The organism is Bradyrhizobium sp. AUGA SZCCT0160 (assembly GCF_018130105.1).
Taxonomy (GTDB): Bacteria; Pseudomonadota; Alphaproteobacteria; order Rhizobiales; family Xanthobacteraceae; genus Bradyrhizobium.
The window spans coordinates 1-17573 of the sequence record NZ_JAFCMD010000030.1 but is presented as its reverse complement, the minus strand read 5'-3'; the positions used below and the strand labels follow the sequence as shown (position 1 = coordinate 17573).

The window sequence follows — 17573 nt, the reverse complement described above, 5'->3', positions numbered from 1 at the left end:
GCCTTTGCGATTTCCGCTTCCGGCTGCTATGGAAAGCCCATGTTTGCGCGGCGCACCATCCCCATTAGCGGCCCGGCTTCCGCCTGAGCTTTGGCTCGGCGCAAGACCGGGATTTCCCCGTTTACCCCGCGAATGACCAGCGTATCTCGCGCCCTTTGAGCCAAACCAGAGCATTCATGTCCGAAAAACCGCAAAAGTCCGAAAAGTCCGAAGGACCAGACTATTCCAAGACCCTGTTCCTGCCGCTGACGGAATTCCCGATGCGCGCCGGCCTGCCCAAGCTCGAGCCTGAGATCCTCAACCACTGGAACAAGATCGGTCTCTACGAGAAGCTGCGCGAGGCGGCCGAGGGGCGACCGAAATTCGTGCTGCATGACGGCCCGCCCTATGCCAACGGCAACATCCATATCGGGCACGCGCTGAACAAGATCCTCAAGGACGTCGTGACCAAGAGCCAGCAGATGCTCGGCTTCGACTCCAACTATGTGCCGGGCTGGGACTGTCACGGCCTGCCGATCGAATGGAAGATCGAGGAAGAGAACTACCGCTCCAAGGGCAAGCCGAAGCCCGACTTCCGCGACTCCACGGCGATGGTGGCGTTCCGCAAGGAATGCCGCGCCTATGCCACGCATTGGCTCAACGTGCAGCGCGAGGAATTCAAGCGGCTCGGCATCATCGGCGACTGGGATCATCCCTACGCCACCATGAGCTATCCCGCCGAAGCCCAGATCGCGCGCGAACTGATGAAGTTCGCCGCCAACGGCACGCTGTATCGCGGCTCCAAGCCCGTGATGTGGAGCGTGGTGGAAAAGACCGCGCTCGCCGAGGCCGAGGTCGAATATGAGGACTACACCTCGGATACGGTGTGGGTGAAATTTCCGGTGACCTCGCCGGCGCATGGGGCGCTGGCCAATGCATCCGTAGTGATCTGGACCACGACGCCATGGACGCTGCCCGGCAACCGCGCCATCAGCTTCTCGCCCAAGATCGCCTACGGTCTGTTTGAGGTCACCGATGCGCCGGCGGACAATTGGGCCAAGAACGGCGACCTCCTGATCCTCGCCGACGCGCTGGCCGAGAGCGTGTTCAAGCAGGCGCGCGTCACCGCCTACAAGAAGGTTCGCGAGCTGCCGGCCGACACGCTCGACGCGGTGGAATGCGCCCATCCGCTAAAAGGCTTCAGCGGCGGATACGAGTTCACCGTACCGCTGCTGCCCGGTGACCACGTCACCGACGATGCCGGCACCGGCTTCGTCCATACCGCGCCCGGCCACGGCCGCGAAGACTTCGACGCCTGGATGGCGAATGGGCGCGAACTCGACAGCCGCGGCATCAATACCGCGATCCCCTATACCGTCGACGAGAACGGCGCCTTCACCGACCACGCCCCGGGCTTTGTCGGCAAGCGCGTGATCAACGACAAGGGCGAAAAGGGCGACGCCAACGAGGCCGTGATCAAGGTTCTGGTCGAAGGCGGCAAGCTCTTGGCGCGCGGCCGCCTCAAACATCAGTATCCGCATTCCTGGCGCTCGAAGAAGCCGGTGATCTTCCGCAATACGCCGCAATGGTTCATCGCGATGGACAAGGACATCGCCGACAACGGCAAGGCCAAGCCCGGCGACACGCTGCGCGCCCGCGCGCTGCATGCGATCTCGGTGACGCAATGGGTGCCGCCGGCCGGGCAAAACCGCATCAACGGCATGATCGCCGGCCGCCCCGACTGGGTGATCTCGCGCCAGCGCGCCTGGGGCGTTCCGATCGCGGTGTTCGTCCGCGAAAAGGGCGACGGCTCCGCCGAAATCCTGCAGGATGAAATCGTCAACCAGCGCATCGCCGAGGCTTTCATGGAGGAAGGCGCCGACGCCTGGTACATGGAAGGCGCCCGCGAACGCTTTCTTGGGTCCCGTGCGAGCGAAGACTGGAAGAAGGTCGACGACATCTGCGACGTCTGGTTCGATTCCGGCTCGACGCATGCCTTCGTGCTGGAAGACCGCCAGAATTTTCCCACGCTCGGCAACATCGTCCGCAAGGTCGATGGCGGCGAGGATACCGTGATGTATCTGGAAGGCTCAGACCAGCATCGCGGCTGGTTTCATTCCTCGCTGCTGGAAAGCTGCGGCACCCGCGGCCGCGCGCCTTACGACGTGGTGCTGACGCACGGCTTCACGCTGGACGAGAACGGCCGCAAGATGTCGAAGTCGCTCGGCAACACCGTCGAGCCGCAGAAGGTGATGAAGGATTCCGGCGCCGATATCCTGCGGCTCTGGGTCAGTTCGACCGACTATGCCGACGACCAGCGCATCGGGCCGGAAATCCTGAAAAATACCATCGAGACCTACAAGAAGCTGCGCAACTCGATCCGCTGGATGCTCGGCACGCTGCACCACTTCAAGCCCAGTGACGCGGTCGCGCATGAGGAGATGCCGGAACTCGAGCGGCTGATGCTGCATCAACTGGCGGGACAAGCCGCGATCGTGCGGCAGGCCTATGCCGAGTTCGATTACAAGACAGTTGTCGCCAGCCTGTCGGCGTTCATGAACACCGAATTGTCGGCGTTCTATTTCGACATCCGGAAAGACGCGCTGTATTGCGATGCGCCGTCCTCGCCGGTGCGCAAGGCGGCGCTGACCGCGATCGACATCATCTGCGACGCGATCCTGAAATGGCTGGCGCCGGTGCTCAGCTTCACCACCGACGAAGCCTGGCGGATGTACCGGCCGGGCGCCGCGCCGTCGGTGCACCTGACACTGTTCCCGACCGATCTAGGTTCATTCCAGGACGATGCGCTGGCTGCGAAATGGGAAACCATCCGCGACGTCAGGCGCGTCGTCACCGGCGCGCTCGAACTCGAACGCGCCGCCAAGAACATCGGCTCGTCGCTGGAAGCGTCGCCTCTGGTCTATGTGTCGGACAAGGCGATCTTCAACACGCTGTTCGACGTCGATCTGGCCGAAGTGTGCATCACCTCGAACGCGATGGTGACCAATGACGACGCGCCGGCCGCGGCCTTCACCCTCGCCGACGTTCCCGGCGTCGCGGTCGTGGTCGAAAAGGCCCAGGGCATCAAATGCGCGCGGTCGTGGAAGATCCTGCCGACCGTGGGCGATGACGCCGAATACCCTGATGTCTCGCCGCGCGACGCGCAGGCGCTACGGGAGTGGAAAGCGCTCGGAGTGAGTGTCTAAAATTCTATCGTCGTCCCTGCGAACGCAGGGACCCATAACCACCGGCGTCTGAGATCGACAAAGGAAGATGACCCAAAGTCTTTCCAACAAAATCCGACACGGCGACGCGATGAGCGCTATCGCTCTCACGCTGGTGGTCCCGGCCTTCGCCGGGACGACACCGGAGTTTGTGTCGGGCACGTCGCCATGAGCCCTCACCTCCGCACCGGCATCATCGCCGCCGTCGCAGCCCTGGTGCTCGACCAGGCCTCGAAACTCTGGCTGCTGTTCGTGTTCGATATCGGCCGGCGGGGCGCGGTGAAGTTGACGCCGTTTTTCGATCTGGTGCTGGCCTGGAATGTCGGGATCAGCTTCGGCTGGTTCCAGAACGACGGTTTTCTGGCCCAGGCCATCCTGACCGCGATCAAGGCGGTGGCCGTGGTCGTTCTGGCGGTCTGGATGGCCCACTCGCGCAACTGGCTGGCCACCGTGGCGCTCGGCCTGATCATCGGCGGGGCAATTGGCAACGCCATCGACCGGGTCGCCTATGGCGCGGTGGTCGATTTTGCCCTGTTCCACGTCGAGATCGGCGGAAATACCTACAATTGGTACGTGTTTAACGTGGCCGATGTGGCCATTGTTGCCGGGGTAGCGGCCCTATTGTATGATTCCTTCCTGGGGGTACCCGCCGCAAAAGCGCCCTGATCCCGGTCGATACGGGCCGTTGGCGGCAGCCGTCCCTATTTGGGCGTTAACTGCCTTGCAAACACGGGTTTGTGCCTCAAGGCCACCCCGGAAAGTTTTGCGGAAAATTGAATGGGAACGAGCGCGATGCGCGAGACCGAAACCGGCTTCTGGATGGTGCAGAAAACCTCGCTGACACGGGCGATGCGGTTCGCCGCCGTTGCCCTTGGCGTTGGCCTCGTGATGGCCGCTGGTCCGGTGCGCGCCGCCGATGACGACGAGGATGACGACAGGACCTTCGAGGAAAAGATCATCCACAACATCATGACGGGCCTCGGCGGCAAGAACATGGAAAGCAAGGGCATCGATTACCGCGAGCGTTCGCCGCTGGTGGTGCCTCCGAAACTCGATCTGCCGCCGCCGGCTGGCGCCTCGGCCGCAGCGAACGCGCCGAACTGGCCAAAGGATCCCGACGAGGCACGCCGCAAGGCTGCGATCGCGGCCCGCAAGAAAGAAAACAAGGACTCCTCCCAGTCGGCCCGAGCCCTGTCGCCGGCCGAACTCAACGTCGGCAGGACCGCCGCGCCCGTCCGCACCAATAACGATCCGGTCCAGCCGGGCACCACCAACAACGCCCCGCAGCTGAGCCCATCGCAGCTCGGCTATGAAGGCGGTTTGTTCGGTATGTTCAAAGGCAACAAGACTGAGTCGGCGGAGTTCAAGGGCGAACCGCCGCGACAGTCGCTGGTCGAGCCTCCGGCTGGGTACCAGACGCCCTCGCCGAACTTTGCCTACGGCACCGGGCCCAAGGAATCGCTGAACAAGAACTACGACGTCATGACGGGCAAGGAACGCTGACGCCAATTTCGGCTCCGCGCCGTCGCCTGCGAGGACCGCTGTTGGAACCGCCAGGCGTTTTGCTCTCTGCATCGTGACATCAGGCGTGATACGCGCGGTATACGATGCCGCGGGCTTTGTCCCGAACGCTTGGGTTCGGGCTTCCAGATAGGTCATGATGTCCCCACATCGCTTTGCCGTTTCGCTCGTTGCCGCTTTTATTTCGACAATCGCTTTTTCCAGCAGCGGCGCGCCGGCCCAGACCACGGTGACATCGGAGCGGCCCGCCAGCTTCACGCTCGGCAACGGCCTGCAGGTGGTGGTGATCCCCGATCACCGCACCCCCGTCGTGACGCAGATGATCTGGTACAAGGTCGGCTCCGCCGACGAGACGCCGGGCAAATCGGGACTGGCGCATTTCCTCGAGCATTTGATGTTCAAGGGCACCGCCAAGCATCCCGCCGGTGAATTCTCCGAAACCGTGCGCCGGATCGGCGGCAACGAAAACGCCTTCACCTCGGTCGACTATACCGGCTATTTCCAGCGCGTGCCGCGAGACCAGCTGGGGCGGATGATGGAATTCGAGGCCGACCGCATGACCGGCCTCATTCTGAAGGACGAAAATGTTCTGCCCGAGCGCGACGTCGTGCTGGAGGAATACAACATGCGGGTCGCCAACAACCCGGACGCGCGGCTGAACGAACAGATGATGGCCGCGCTGTATCTCAACCATCCCTATGGCCGCCCCGTGATCGGCTGGCGACAGGAGATCGAGAAGCTCGACCGCGAGGACGCGCTGGCGTTCTACAAGCGCTTCTACGCGCCGAACAACGCCACCCTGGTGATTGCCGGCGATGTCGATGCCAAGGAGATTCGCCCAATGGTGGAGCGCGCCTATGGCGCGATCCCCGCGCAGCCGGCGATTCCCGCGCAGCGGATTCGTCCGCAAGAGCCGGTGCCTGCGGCTCCGCGCACCGTGACGCTGTCCGATCCGCGCGTCGAACAGTCCGGCCTGCGGCGCTATTACCTCGTTCCCTCCTCCACAACCGCGGCTGCCGGCGAAAGCCCGGCGCTCGACGTGCTTGCGCAACTGATGGGCGGCGGCTCCAACTCCTATCTCTACCGCGCGCTGGTGATCGACCGCCCGCTCGCGATCAACGCCGGTGCCGGCTATCAGGGCACCTCGCTCGATCCGTCGCAATTCTCGATCTCGGTCTCGCCGAAACCCGGCGTGGAGTTCTCGGCAATCGAGCAAGCGATCGACGACGTGATAACGGACGTCATCCAAAATCCCGCCCGCGCCGAGGATATCGAACGGGTCAAGACCCAGCTGATCGCAGAGGCGATCTACGCGCAGGACAATCAGGCGACGCTGGCGCGCTGGTATGGCGGCGCGCTCACCACGGGCCTGAGCATCGAGGACATCCGCAGCTGGCCTGATCGCATCCGCGCCGTCACCGCCGAACAGGTCCGTGACGCCGCTCATAAATGGCTCGACAAGAAGCGTTCGGTGACGGGCTATCTGATCAAGGACCCCGCACCGAAACGCGAGGAGAAGCGCTCGTGATCCATTTTTCGATTGGCGCGCAGCGCTTCACATCAACCATTGTCGCCCTCGCGGCACTGCTGTTGCTGAGTTCGGCACCATCGCACGCCGCCGCAAAAATCCAGCACCTGGTGTCACCCGGCGGCATTGAAGCCTGGTTCGTGCAGGACGCCACCGTGCCCCTGATCGCGATGGAATATGCCTTCCGCGGCGGCTCGAGCCAGGACCCGGCCGACAAGCCCGGCACCGGCAATCTGGTCGCCGGTCTGCTCGACGAAGGTGCCGCCGATCTCGACTCCAAGACCTTTCACGAGCGGCTTGACCGCCGCGCCATCGAACTGAGCTTCTCGTCGACGCGAGATTACTTCCGCGGCAGCTTGCGCATGCTCAAGGACAACAAGGACGAAGCCTTCAACCTGCTGCAGCTGGCATTGACCTCGGCACGTTTCGACGCCGCCGACGTCGAGCGCATCCGCGCGCAGGTGATCTCCGGTCTGCGGCGTGAGACCACCAACCCCTCCTCGCTGGCGAGCCGCAAATTCCTGGAAGTCGCGTTCGGCAATCATCCCTATGGCCGTCCGTCCAACGGCACGCTGGACGGCGTGCCCAAGATCGACGTGTCGGAGATGAAGGCCTATGCCGGCCGCATCATCGCCAAAGACACATTGCGGATATCCGTGGTGGGCGATGTCGACGCCGACACGCTCGGCAAACTCCTCGACAAGACGTTCGGCGGATTGCCGGCCAAAGCCAGCCTGACGCCGGTCGCCGAAATCCAGGCCGCCCAGCCGCCGCAGCGCGCCTTCGTTCCGCTCGACGTGCCGCAGACCGTGGTCATGTTCGGCGGCCCCGGCATCCGCCGCCATGATCCGAATTTCATGGCCGCCTATGTCGTGAACCATATCCTCGGTAGCGGATCATCGTCGCGGCTTTACAGGGAAGTCCGCGAGAAACGCGGGCTGGCTTATTCGATTTCTGAATCCCTGCTCTGGATGGAACGCTCCGCCTTGTTCGTAGGCAATACCGGCACCCGCGCCGACCGCGCCGGTGAAACCGTCGATGCCATTGAAAAGGAGATCCGCCGTATCGCCGAGGACGGCCCGACCCAGAAGGAACTGGATGAGGCCAAGTCCTATCTGAAGGGCTCGCAGATGCTGGCGCTCGACACCTCCTCGAAGCTCGCCGCGGCACTGCTGCAATACCAGCTCGACAGGCTTCCGATCGATTACATCGAACGGCGCAACGCCCTCGTCGATGCCGTGACGCTCGATGATGCCAAAAAGGCCGCCCAGCTGCTGTGGGCCAACGGTCTGCTCACCGTCATCGTCGGCCGCGCCCCGCAAGCCGCCGCCCAGCCGGCTGTTGCCGCGCCGCCGCCGAAGGCGAACTGACAGAGCAACTTCTGTCCAAAAACGCTATCTTGCGCGCACCGATTCTTTCCACGCCCGGTGAACGCCATGCTGCGGGTCTCCCGCGACCTTTCAATTGAAGAGAACGACATCGAGATCGGCTTTGTCCGCGCCTCCGGTCCGGGCGGGCAGAACGTCAACAAGCTCTCGACCGCCGCGCAATTGCGTTTCGACACGCGCAAGATATCGCTGCCGGAAGACGCCGCTCTGCGGCTCAACCGGCTCGCCGGCCAGCGCATGACCAAGGAAGGCGTGATCGTGATCCACGCCCAGCGCTTCCGCACCCAGGAGCGCAACCGCGCCGACGCCATCGACCGCCTGCTCGAACTGCTGCGCGAAGCGATGGTGAGGCCGGTGCCGCGGCGCGCCACCAAGCCGACTTTCGGCTCGAAGCAACGGCGACTGGAGGGCAAGAAGAGCCGCAGCGACGTCAAGTCGAAGCGCGGCGCGGTGCGCTTCGACGACTGACGGATATGGCGGCGAGCATTGGTTTGCTGCGCCAGAGCTTCGGCTTAATTGAGTCAGAAAAAACTCCGGCCGACATGCGACCGGAGTTTCCGAGTTGTGACTGGAACCTGCTGAAGGGCGCGCGGTACTAGTAGCGCTTGCCGCCGGTCGCGGTGTCGCCGGCAGCACCGCCAGTGCCCTTGGCCGCGCCACTGCCGGCGCCGACCGTGCCCTTCGCACCAGTCTTCGCGGCCTTTTGTCCGGCGGCACCTGGCTGCGCACTGAGTTCCTCGTCGTCGGTGGCCGCTGCCCCGCCCTGCATCTGGCTCTTGCCCTGCACGCCGCCGCGGATCTTGCTATCGGACGAGGCACCCTGCGCCAGCACGGGACCGGCCACCATGGCCGAGATGGCAAGCGCGATCGCCGAGGTTTTCACTAACTTCATTCAGTTCTCCTAGGTTTGATTCGCGATGAGCGGTTCGGTTGTTCCATGCGCCATCCGTCCGGACCTGCCCATCGCACAGAGCAATTTGTGGCGAACGGCGCACGCACCAGACAATCCGCGCCGTGTGGTCTTCGTTTAGGGATTTCGGGGCAATTTCGCGAAAACTTGGCCACGGGTCGACCCAATATGCGGCACGTGGAACCGTCAGTCGCGAATCAAATATTCCCGGATCATGATCCGCGCGCGGTGAATGCGGGCCTTGACGCTTTCGCGAGAGAGGCCGAGCGCGCCGGTGATCTCGTCGATCGACAATTCCTCGATGTCGCGCAGCAGGATCACTTCGCGATAATGCTCGGGCAGCGACTGGATGGCACGCGAAAGATCGATGCGAAGGTCTTCAGGACACCAATGCGCCAGACGCGCCTCGGTGTCTGCCGCCGACGCGTCGGCCATTCCGATCGACCGGCGCAAGAGTCGCAGACAAGCGCGCCGCGCGACCGCGAACAGCCACGCCGAAAACGACGTCACCGCCCGCAGCGTTCCGACGCGCCGGTAGAGCAGCAGCAGCGTTTCCTGAACCGCATCGTCGATGTCGGCTGCGCGGTAATTGCGCGCCGCGTAGCGACGGACGTCAGGCTGGGCCGCTGATATCAGCGACACCAGCGCATCGGCGTCCCCGTCCCGCGCCGCCTCGATCAGCCCGGGATCGCAGCGGCTGGTTCGGACAAGCGCATTCATGGCGAGGGCAGCCGGCGGCCGACCATGGCGCACATCGGGCAGAATCCGAAGAATCCGGTCGCGATCGCGACGGCTCCGGCGCCGGCGATCAAATAGCCTGATGTCGTGCCTAACATCGCCATCAGCCCATACGCGATCATCATGATGCCCCCGACGGTCCGCATCGCCCGCTCCCAGCCCGGCAGATTCTTACGATAGAACATTCTAGCTCCTTTGATTTCACGAGAGAACTCATGCGTTCTCGTGTCATAGAGCCGCCCCGCCGGGCTTTCGGTTCGCGAGTCCCGAACTATATTTCGCTCAAGAATTCCGGGAACATCCGCGCCGATGGGGTCCCGCCTCGCCCCTGAATCGGCTACCCATACGACATGCCCGTCCGCCAGCTCCCAGAACAGGTCGCCAACCGCATCGCCGCCGGCGAGGTGGTGGAACGGCCTGCCAGCGTGGTCAAGGAACTGGTCGAGAACGCCATCGACGCCGGCGCCTCCAGGGTCGATATCTTCACCGATGGCGGCGGCCGGCGGCGGATCGGCATCACCGACGACGGCAGCGGCATGACCCATGCCGACCTGGCGCTGGCGGTCGATCGCCACGCCACCTCCAAGCTCGACGACGAGGACCTGCTGCGCATTCGCACGCTGGGATTCCGCGGCGAGGCGCTGCCCTCGATCGGCGCGGTGGCCAGATTAGGCATCACCACGCGGCATGCAGGCGAGCCGCACGCCTGGTCGCTGTCGGTCGAAGGCGGCGCGAAGTCGCCGATCATGCCGGCGGCGCTGAGCCAGGGCACCCGCGTCGAGGTCAGCGATCTCTTTTATGCGACACCAGCGCGGTTGAAGTTTCTCAAGACCGACCGCACCGAAGCCGAAGCGATCCGCGAAGTGGTGCGAAGGCTGGCAATGGCGCGCCCCGACATCGCCTTCACGCTGGCCGGCGAGGAGCGCGCACCGGTGACTTGGGCCGCAGCACTGCCCGGCGCTGCCGGCCGGCTGACGCGGCTCGGCGATATCCTCGGCGCGGATTTCCGTTCCAGCGCGATCGAAGTGCGCAGCGAGCGCGAGGGCGTGGTGGTCGAAGGCTTTGCCGCCGCCCCCTCGCTGACGCGCGCCAATGCGCTCGGGCAATATCTGTTCGTCAACGGCCGCCCGGTGCGCGACAAGCTGATCCTCGGCGCGGTGCGCGCGGCCTATTCCGATTATCTGCCGCGCGACCGCCATCCGGTCGTGGCGCTGTTCGTGACGCTGGAGCCGCAGGAAGTCGATGCCAACGTGCATCCCGCCAAGACCGAGGTCCGGTTCCGCAACGTCGGCCTGGTCCGCGCGCTGATCGTGCATGCGCTGAAGGACGGCCTCGCCCGCGAAGGCCGGCGCACCGCGGCTAATACCGATGGGGCTGCGCTCGCCTCGTTCCGCCCATCCTTCGCCCCGCGCCCGACCAATTGGGACTGGCGGAGTTCGCCCTCCTATCCGACGGGGCCGACGCCCTCCTTCACCGGTTCGGCGGCGCCGTCGTTCGCGGAAGCCGGACAGGCCGCATTCGATGTCGGCACGCCGACGGCCGATGTGCGTTTTGAAGCGCAGCCCGCTGCCGACATGCTGGATCGCCCGCTGGGTGCGGCACGAACGCAGATCCACGAGACCTATATCGTGTCGCAGACCCGCGATGGACTGATCGTCGTGGACCAGCACGCCGCCCATGAGCGCATCGTCTATGAGAAGCTCAAGGCCTCGCTGGCGCGCAATGGCGTGCAGCGGCAGATATTGCTGATCCCCGAGATCGTCGAACTCGACGAAGCGACGGTCGAGAAGCTGCTCGATCGTTCTCTGGAGCTGGCAACGTTCGGACTGGCGATCGATTCCTTCGGCCCCGGCGCGGTTGCGGTGCGCGAAACGCCGTCGCTGCTCGGCAAGGCTAATGCCGCGGGGCTGCTCCGTGATCTCGCCGAGCACATGGCGGAATGGGATGAGGCGCTGCCTTTGGAACGCCGGCTGATGCATGTCGCCGCCACCATGGCCTGCCACGGCTCGGTCCGCGCCGGCCGCCGCCTCAAGCCGGACGAGATGAACGCGCTGCTGCGCGAGATGGAAGACACGCCGAACTCCGGCCAGTGCAACCACGGCCGCCCGACCTATGTCGAATTGAAGCTGTCGGATATCGAGAAGCTGTTCGGGCGGAGATAGCGTGATGGATTTGTAGGGTGGATTGAGCGAAGCGTAATCCACCGATTTTGCCAGCCTGAGGGCGGATTACGCTTCGCTCAATCCGCCCTACTTCGCCTTCAGGAACACGAACTCCGTGTCATCATAGGCTCGCCGCTCGAGCTCTTCGAACCCTTCGGGTGCCGCGAACGCCGCGACCTTCGCCTCCTCGACGATCAGCAGCGCGCCCGGCGTCAGCCAGCCGCCTTCGCGCATCGAGGCCAGCGCTTTGTCGGCGAGTCCCTTGCCATAGGGCGGATCGAGGAACACCAGCGAGAACGGCTCCATCGGATGCGCGGGGCCGAGATTGGTGGCGTCGCGGCGATAGACTTTTGTCACGCCGCCAAGACCGAGCGCCTCGACATTGTTGCGCAGCAGCGCCCGTGCCTCCGCGCCATTGTCGACGAACAGCGTGAACGCGGCACCGCGCGAGGTCGCCTCGATGCCGAGCGCGCCGGTGCCCGCGAACAGGTCGAGCACGCGCGCGCCTTCGATCGGGTCGTCATAGGCATGGACGAGGATGTTGAACACGGATTCGCGCAGCCGATCCGCCGTGGGGCGGATCTCGCGCGATGAGGGCGAGGCCAGATTACGACCCTTCAACCGTCCGCCGACGACACGCATAGGCCAACTACTCGTCCCGTGGCTTCAGATCGCGCTTGCCGTGATAGCCGCGCTGAGGGCGGCGCGGCGGGCCGTAGCCATTGGCCTCTTCCTCGTTGCGCGCGCGGGCTTCCTCGCTGCCGGTGCGCTGCACCAGCACGCGGCGGCCCTTGCGGTCGGCGATCACGCCTCGCTGGGTCACCGGCTTGGGAGGCGTTGGCTCCTTGTCGCCCGGCATCGGTCGATTGAAGTCGGCGCCTGCGAGCGTCGCAATCTTCTCGCCGAGCTGCTCGCGCAGGACGCGGGTCTTGACCTCTTCGACCTCGCCTTCGGCGAGTTCGCCGAGCTGGAACGGGCCGTAGGAGACCCGGATCAGCCGGTTCACCTCGAGGCCGAGATGCGCCATCACGTTGCGCACTTCGCGGTTCTTGCCTTCGCGGATCGCAAACACCAGCCAGACATTGGCGCCCTGGTCGCGCTCCAGCGTGGCATCGATCGAGCCGTATTTGACGCCGTCGACCTCGACGCCCTTCTTGAGTTCATCGAGCTGCGCCTGCGTGACTTCGCCATGGGCACGGACGCGGTAGCGCCGCAGCCAGCCGGTGTCGGGCAGTTCGAGCGCGCGTGCCAGACCGCCATCATTGGTCAGCAGCAGCAGGCCCTCGGTGTTGAAGTCGAGCCGCCCGATCGAGATCAGCCGCGGCAGGCCTTCGGGCAGATTATCGAATACCGTCGGCCGCCCTTCGGGATCGGCATGCGTCGTCATCAAGCCGCGCGGCTTGTGGAACATGAACAGGCGCGTGCGCTCGCGCGGCGGCAACGGCTTGCCATCGACGGTGATTACATCATTGACGGTGACATCGAGCGCCGGCGAATTGATGACGCGGCCGTTGACGCTGACGCGGCCCTGCGTGATCCATTCCTCGGCATCGCGGCGCGAGGCCAGGCCGGCGCGCGACACCACTTTTGCAATTCGCTCGCCAGACTTCTTCACCTTCGGTGGCTGCGGACCCCGTTTCTCAAATTCAGTCTTGCGCTCACGGTAGGCGCCACGGCCGCCGAACGCCGGACGTTTTGCAAAGATCTTGCTGTCGTCCTCGTTCTCGCGGCGCGGCCGTTCGTCACGCGCGTCGCTGCGCGGATGTTCCTGCCAGTCCGTGCGGCCTTCGGGCCGCTGACGCGGGCGGTCGAATTTCGGGCGATCGCCAGCGGGACGATCCTCGCGCGAACGCGAGAAGCGCGGACGTTCTTCGCCGCCGCGATCGTCGCGGGAGAAGCGCGGCTTGTCGAAACCGCGCGCACCGTCGCGGGCGGGGCGGGAATCCCGGCCGCCACGATCTTCACGCTTCTGCCACGGCTTTGAGTCGCTGCGATCAGCGCCAAAGCTTTTGCGCGGACCGCGATCGGGCGCGCCGCGCGAGGAGAATTTCTTGTCACCGCCAAATTTTCGTTCCGGACGATCGCCGCGAGGGCCGTCGCCACGCGGCGTATACGGCCGCTTCTCACCACCACCCTCGCCACGCGGAGTGTAGGGACGCTTCTCGCCGAATTTCTTCTCGCCGAAACGCGAGGCCGGACGCGCATCGTCACGATCCCGAGGGCCGCTCTCGCGGTCCCGGCGCGGCGGACGGTCGTCGCGATTGAAGTTCGGGCGGTCGCCGCGCGGCGTGTACGGGCGCTTCTCGCCACCCCGATCCTCGCGCGGCTTGAACGAACGCTTCTCGCCATCGTCACCACGGGATGGACGGCTGGAAAACGGACGATCGCCACGGGGACGGTCGTCGCGATTGAAACGTTGCGGACGATCCCCGCCCTCGCTGCGATCGCGGAACGGCCGGTCGCCACGCGGCGGACGCGGCGCGTCGAAATCGCGGCGCGGCGGACGATCGCCGTCGCGCTTGCCGGCGTAGGGCTTGCCGCCGCCCGCATAAGGCTTCTTGTCGAACGACCGCGCGCCGTCGGACTTGCCGGCATAGGGACGGCGCTCGCCGTCGCGCTTGTCGCTGTCACTTTTTCCGGCAAAGCCGCGCTTGGCGAATTTCTTCTCCGGACCCCTCGCCGCGCCCGAGCGGCCTTTGCCTCCGCCGGCGCGGCCTTGGCCGCCACCGGGGCGATCACGCCGGCCGCGGGAATCGTTGTCTTTGTCGTTGTCGCGGGGCATGAATAGTCTCTCGTTCGTAGCTGAAATGGCGATCAGGCGGATGTGGATCGGCTGTCATAGCGGTAACGCGCGCGCACTTGGCTCAAGGCGCAATCTCACGCAAAACCGGTATCCACGTTTGCTGAAGGCGCTTCTAGTAGCAGGTTTCTTCCGATGATACGAGGGATGACTGCCCCTTCTTTCATGGATTTGGCGCTCAAAACGGCCAAAAACGCCGCCAAGGCGGGCGAAGTTCCGATCGGATGCGTCATTGTCCGGGGTTATGAGGTCATCGCCACCGCCGGCAACCGGACCCTGACCGACCGCGATCCGACCGCCCATGCCGAGGTTTTGGCGATCCGGCAGGCCGCGGATGCCATCGGGACCGAGCGGCTGGTCGATTGCGACCTCTATGTCACCCTCGAGCCCTGCACGATGTGCGCCGGCGCGATCTCGTTCGCGCGGATCCGGCGGCTCTATTACGGCGCCGCCGATCCGAAGGGCGGCGCGGTCGATTCCGGCGTGCGGTTCTTTGCGCAGCCGACCTGCCATCACGTGCCGGAAGTGTATTCGTCGGTCGGCGAGACCGAGGCGGCGACGCTGCTGAAGGATTTTTTCCGGGTGAGGAGGTAGCGGCCACCCACGCCCGTCATTGCGAGCGAAGCGAAGCAATCCATCGCGCGGCAAAACGGATGGATGGATTGCTTCGTCGCTTCGCTCCCTTGCGCAAACGCTTTGCGTTTGTCGTAGGCAATGACGGGAATGACTAGCCAGTGAAAAACTCCTTCAACAACCTCGCCGTCACCTCCGGATTCTCCTCCGGCAAAAAATGCCCGCTGTCGACCGGTGCGCCCTGCACGTTGGTCGCCCACTTCTTCCAGGTGTCGAGCGGGGTGGTCGCGGCGCTGGCGACGCCGGCGTCGCCCCACAGCGCCAGCATCGGGATCGTGATCTTCTTGCCGGTGTCGAAATCGGCCTTGTCGATCTCGTAATCGGCATAGGCGCCGGCGCGGTAATCCTCGCACATCGCATGGACGCGGGCGGGATCGCGGAACGGCGCGAGGTAATGCTCCAGCGCGCGCGGGTCGATGGCGTCAAGCGTCTTGCTCTTGGTCTGGCTCGCCATCTTCAGCCGGAGGAAAAACTCGCCATGGCCGTCGATCAGCGTTTCCGGCAGCGGATGCGGCTGCGCCAGGAACGCCCAATGATAAATTTTCAGCGCGGAGAGCCGGTTCAGCTTCTCCCAGTAGTCATAAGTCGGCGCGATATCGAGCACGGCGAGTTTCGACAGCCGGCCGGGATGGTCGAGCGCGAGCCGGTACGACACCCGCCCGCCGCGGTCGTGGCCGGCGAGCGCGAAATGCACATGGCCGAGCTGCTCCATCGCCTCGACCATGACCTTGGCCATCGCGCGCTTGGTGTAGGGCGTGTGGTGCTCGTCGGTGCGCGGCATGTCCGACCAGCCATAGCCCGGCAGGTCGGCGATGATCAGCGTGAACTTGTCCGCCAGCTGTGGTGCTACCGTGTGCCACATCACATGCGTGGACGAGAAGCCATGCAGCAGCAACAGCGGCGGCCCCTTACCGCCGACGCGGGCGAAAATGCGGCCCGTTGATGTATTGATCCATTCGGAGGCGTAGCCGGGAAACAGGTCGGCAAGATCGGGCATGGTGAGCGCTCCCTTGTGCCCGCGCTGCTTTAAACATTGTTTAGCGTTGCCGCTGGCACGTCCCGGGTTTATGCCATTCATCAAGTCTGCCCAACAAGAACCAAAAAGCGAGGAAGTGCCATGTCGATCGATTTCGAGATTCCGGCCGAAGCCAAGGCGATCCGCGAGAAGGTCCGCAAATGGGTGCAGGAAGAGTGCATTCCGGCGGAGAAGGAACTCGATACCAAGCCGCTCGCTGAAGTGCTGGGCCCGCTGCGCAAGAAGGCGCGGGCGCAGGGCCTGTGGTGCCCGTGGGTGCCGAAGGAGTATGGCGGCATGGGCCTTGGGCCCCTCGCCAATGCGCTGGTGCAGATGGAGCTCGGCGAGAGCATGCTCGGGGCGCTGTCGATGAACACGCAGGGCCCCGACGACGCCTCGATGATGACGATATTGGCCCATGGCACGGAATATCAGAAGGAGAAGTTCCTCAAGCCCCTGCTCAACGGCGACAAACGCATCTGCTTCTCGATGACCGAAAAGGCCGCCGGCGCCGACGCGACAGGCATGCAGACAACAGCCGTCAAGGACGGCAACGAGAACTACATCCTCAACGGCGAGAAATGGTTTTCGTCTTCGGCCAGCGTGGCCGACATGGCGCTGGTGGTTGCCAGAACCGATCCGAACGCGCCGCGCCACAAGCAGCACTCGACGTTCATCGTCGAGCTGCCGAACCCCGGCTACAAGATCAAGCGCAACGTCGCCAACATGGCGATCGAGGGGCCGCATGCCGATGCGATCCACGGCGGCCACTCCGAGATCGAGATCAAGGATTTGAAAGTGCCAGCCGACAATCTGCTCGGTGGCGAAGGCAACGGTTTCAACATGGGCCAGCATCGGCTGGCTTACGGCCGTCTGCGTCACGGCATGCACAACGTCGCCAAGGCGCAGCGCGCGCTCGACATGGCGGTCGGCCACATCACCAAGCGCTCGACGTTCGGCCAGCTGCTCGCCGACCGCCAGGCCGTGCAGTTCATGCTCGCCGACTGCGCCGAGCAGCTCTATATCGGCCGCCTGATGCTGCTCCATATCGCCTACAAGGCGGAGAAGGGCCTCGACATCCGCCAGGAGAACTCGATCGCCAAGGTCTATCATGCGCACATGGTGCACAAGGTGATCGACACCGCGATCCAGCTCCACGGCGCGCTCGGCTTCAGCCAGGATACCCCGCTCGCCAAATGGTACACGCAGGTGCGCTCGCAGCGCCTGGTCGATGGTCCGGACGAGGTGCACCGGTGGAAGATCGGCAAGAACGTCATCAAGGCATTCCGCGAGCATGGCACTACGGCGAGTGCTGTGGGCGGGGATTTGCTGTAGGGGTCGGTTACTCGACGTCGCTCCGCAACACGCTGTCGTCCTCCGCGAAAGCGGGGGACCCAGTACGCCGCGGCTTCTCGGTTCTATCATCGGCGTCTCTGGAATACTGGGTCGCCCGGTCAAGCCGGGCGATGACAGCGGAATATGAGTTCGCATTCTCGCGGTGCACTGCGCCCGAGCTTTGCCAGAAACTTCCCGCCCTCTCATGAGAGGGCGCAGGGAAGACCGGGTGCGCGCTGCACCCGCGGTCCCGTGTGCGGTTTGCACTTAGTAGGCTGCACACGAGCATACAGGGCAGCGGAGAACACCCGGCCTTCCCTGCGCAATGGCTTTACGGCTT

The 17573-nt window shown here is 64.5% G+C and carries 15 protein-coding genes; 9 read left to right on the top strand and 6 right to left on the bottom strand.

Annotation, left to right across the window (positions count from 1 at the left end):
- Positions 1-176: 176 nt before the first annotated feature.
- The 6 genes from ileS (at position 177) to arfB (ending at position 8108) form a co-directional block, all read left to right on the top strand.
- Positions 177-3185: an isoleucine--tRNA ligase gene (ileS, locus tag JQ558_RS33255; RefSeq protein WP_212296388.1), complete on the top strand. Its 3009-nt coding sequence runs from the start codon at positions 177-179 to the stop codon at positions 3183-3185.
- A 186-nt stretch (positions 3186-3371) separates the two neighbouring features.
- A complete protein-coding gene (gene lspA / locus JQ558_RS33250; RefSeq protein ID WP_212296387.1) occupies positions 3372-3869 on the top strand; it encodes a signal peptidase II in 498 nt (165 codons plus the stop codon).
- Between the two features lie 126 nt (positions 3870-3995).
- Positions 3996-4706: a hypothetical protein gene (locus JQ558_RS33245; protein WP_212296416.1), complete on the top strand. Its 711-nt coding sequence runs from the start codon at positions 3996-3998 to the stop codon at positions 4704-4706.
- Between the two features lie 154 nt (positions 4707-4860).
- Positions 4861-6252: a M16 family metallopeptidase gene (locus JQ558_RS33240; protein ID WP_409363437.1), complete on the top strand. Its 1392-nt coding sequence runs from the start codon at positions 4861-4863 to the stop codon at positions 6250-6252.
- Positions 6249-7622, top strand: a complete 1374-nt coding sequence (locus JQ558_RS33235; RefSeq protein WP_312015058.1) for a pitrilysin family protein — start codon at positions 6249-6251, stop codon at positions 7620-7622. Before JQ558_RS33240 ends, JQ558_RS33235 begins: the two co-directional genes overlap by 4 nt.
- A 66-nt stretch (positions 7623-7688) precedes the next feature.
- Complete coding sequence (gene arfB / locus JQ558_RS33230) at positions 7689-8108, top strand: alternative ribosome rescue aminoacyl-tRNA hydrolase ArfB (RefSeq protein WP_212213030.1); 420 nt, start codon at positions 7689-7691, stop codon at positions 8106-8108.
- 127 nt (positions 8109-8235) lie between these two features.
- On the opposite strand, the gene JQ558_RS33225 is transcribed toward arfB, so the two are convergent.
- The 3 genes from JQ558_RS33225 to JQ558_RS33215 all read right to left on the bottom strand — a co-directional run bounded on the left by JQ558_RS33225 (position 8236) and on the right by JQ558_RS33215 (position 9473).
- Positions 8236-8532, bottom strand: coding sequence for a hypothetical protein (locus JQ558_RS33225; protein ID WP_212296385.1), 297 nt, complete (start codon positions 8530-8532; stop codon positions 8236-8238).
- A 204-nt stretch (positions 8533-8736) separates the two neighbouring features.
- Positions 8737-9270, bottom strand: a complete 534-nt coding sequence (locus tag JQ558_RS33220; RefSeq protein ID WP_212296384.1) for an RNA polymerase sigma factor — start codon at positions 9268-9270, stop codon at positions 8737-8739.
- Positions 9267-9473 (bottom strand): DUF2892 domain-containing protein, encoded by a 207-nt coding sequence (locus tag JQ558_RS33215; protein WP_212276247.1) that lies wholly within the window; start codon positions 9471-9473, stop codon positions 9267-9269. Before JQ558_RS33215 ends, JQ558_RS33220 begins: the two co-directional genes overlap by 4 nt.
- Before the next feature lie 165 nt (positions 9474-9638).
- On the opposite strand from JQ558_RS33215, the gene mutL reads away from it, so the two are divergent.
- Positions 9639-11450 carry a DNA mismatch repair endonuclease MutL gene (mutL, locus tag JQ558_RS33210; protein ID WP_212296383.1) on the top strand — a complete coding sequence of 604 codons (1812 nt, stop codon included), beginning with the start codon at positions 9639-9641 and terminating at the stop codon, positions 11448-11450.
- A gap of 87 nt (positions 11451-11537) precedes the next feature.
- On the opposite strand, the gene rsmD is transcribed toward mutL, so the two are convergent.
- Together rsmD and JQ558_RS33200 are read right to left on the bottom strand one after the other, a co-directional pair.
- Complete coding sequence (rsmD, locus tag JQ558_RS33205) at positions 11538-12092, bottom strand: 16S rRNA (guanine(966)-N(2))-methyltransferase RsmD (protein ID WP_212276245.1); 555 nt, start codon at positions 12090-12092, stop codon at positions 11538-11540.
- A gap of 7 nt (positions 12093-12099) precedes the next feature.
- Positions 12100-14232: a pseudouridine synthase gene (locus JQ558_RS33200; protein ID WP_212296382.1), complete on the bottom strand. Its 2133-nt coding sequence runs from the start codon at positions 14230-14232 to the stop codon at positions 12100-12102.
- Between the two features lie 153 nt (positions 14233-14385).
- On the opposite strand from JQ558_RS33200, the gene JQ558_RS33195 reads away from it, so the two are divergent.
- Positions 14386-14844 carry a nucleoside deaminase gene (locus tag JQ558_RS33195; RefSeq protein ID WP_212034203.1) on the top strand — a complete coding sequence of 153 codons (459 nt, stop codon included), beginning with the start codon at positions 14386-14388 and terminating at the stop codon, positions 14842-14844.
- Between the two features lie 133 nt (positions 14845-14977).
- Here JQ558_RS33195 and JQ558_RS33190 read toward each other — a convergent pair whose 3' ends face one another.
- Positions 14978-15880, bottom strand: coding sequence for an alpha/beta fold hydrolase (locus JQ558_RS33190; protein WP_212296381.1), 903 nt, complete (start codon positions 15878-15880; stop codon positions 14978-14980).
- 120 nt (positions 15881-16000) lie between these two features.
- Here JQ558_RS33190 and JQ558_RS33185 point away from each other — a divergent pair, with 120 nt between their 5' ends.
- Entirely contained in the window at positions 16001-17233 is a 1233-nt protein-coding gene (locus JQ558_RS33185; RefSeq protein ID WP_211998553.1) for an acyl-CoA dehydrogenase family protein, read from the top strand.
- Positions 17234-17573 lie beyond the last annotated feature (340 nt).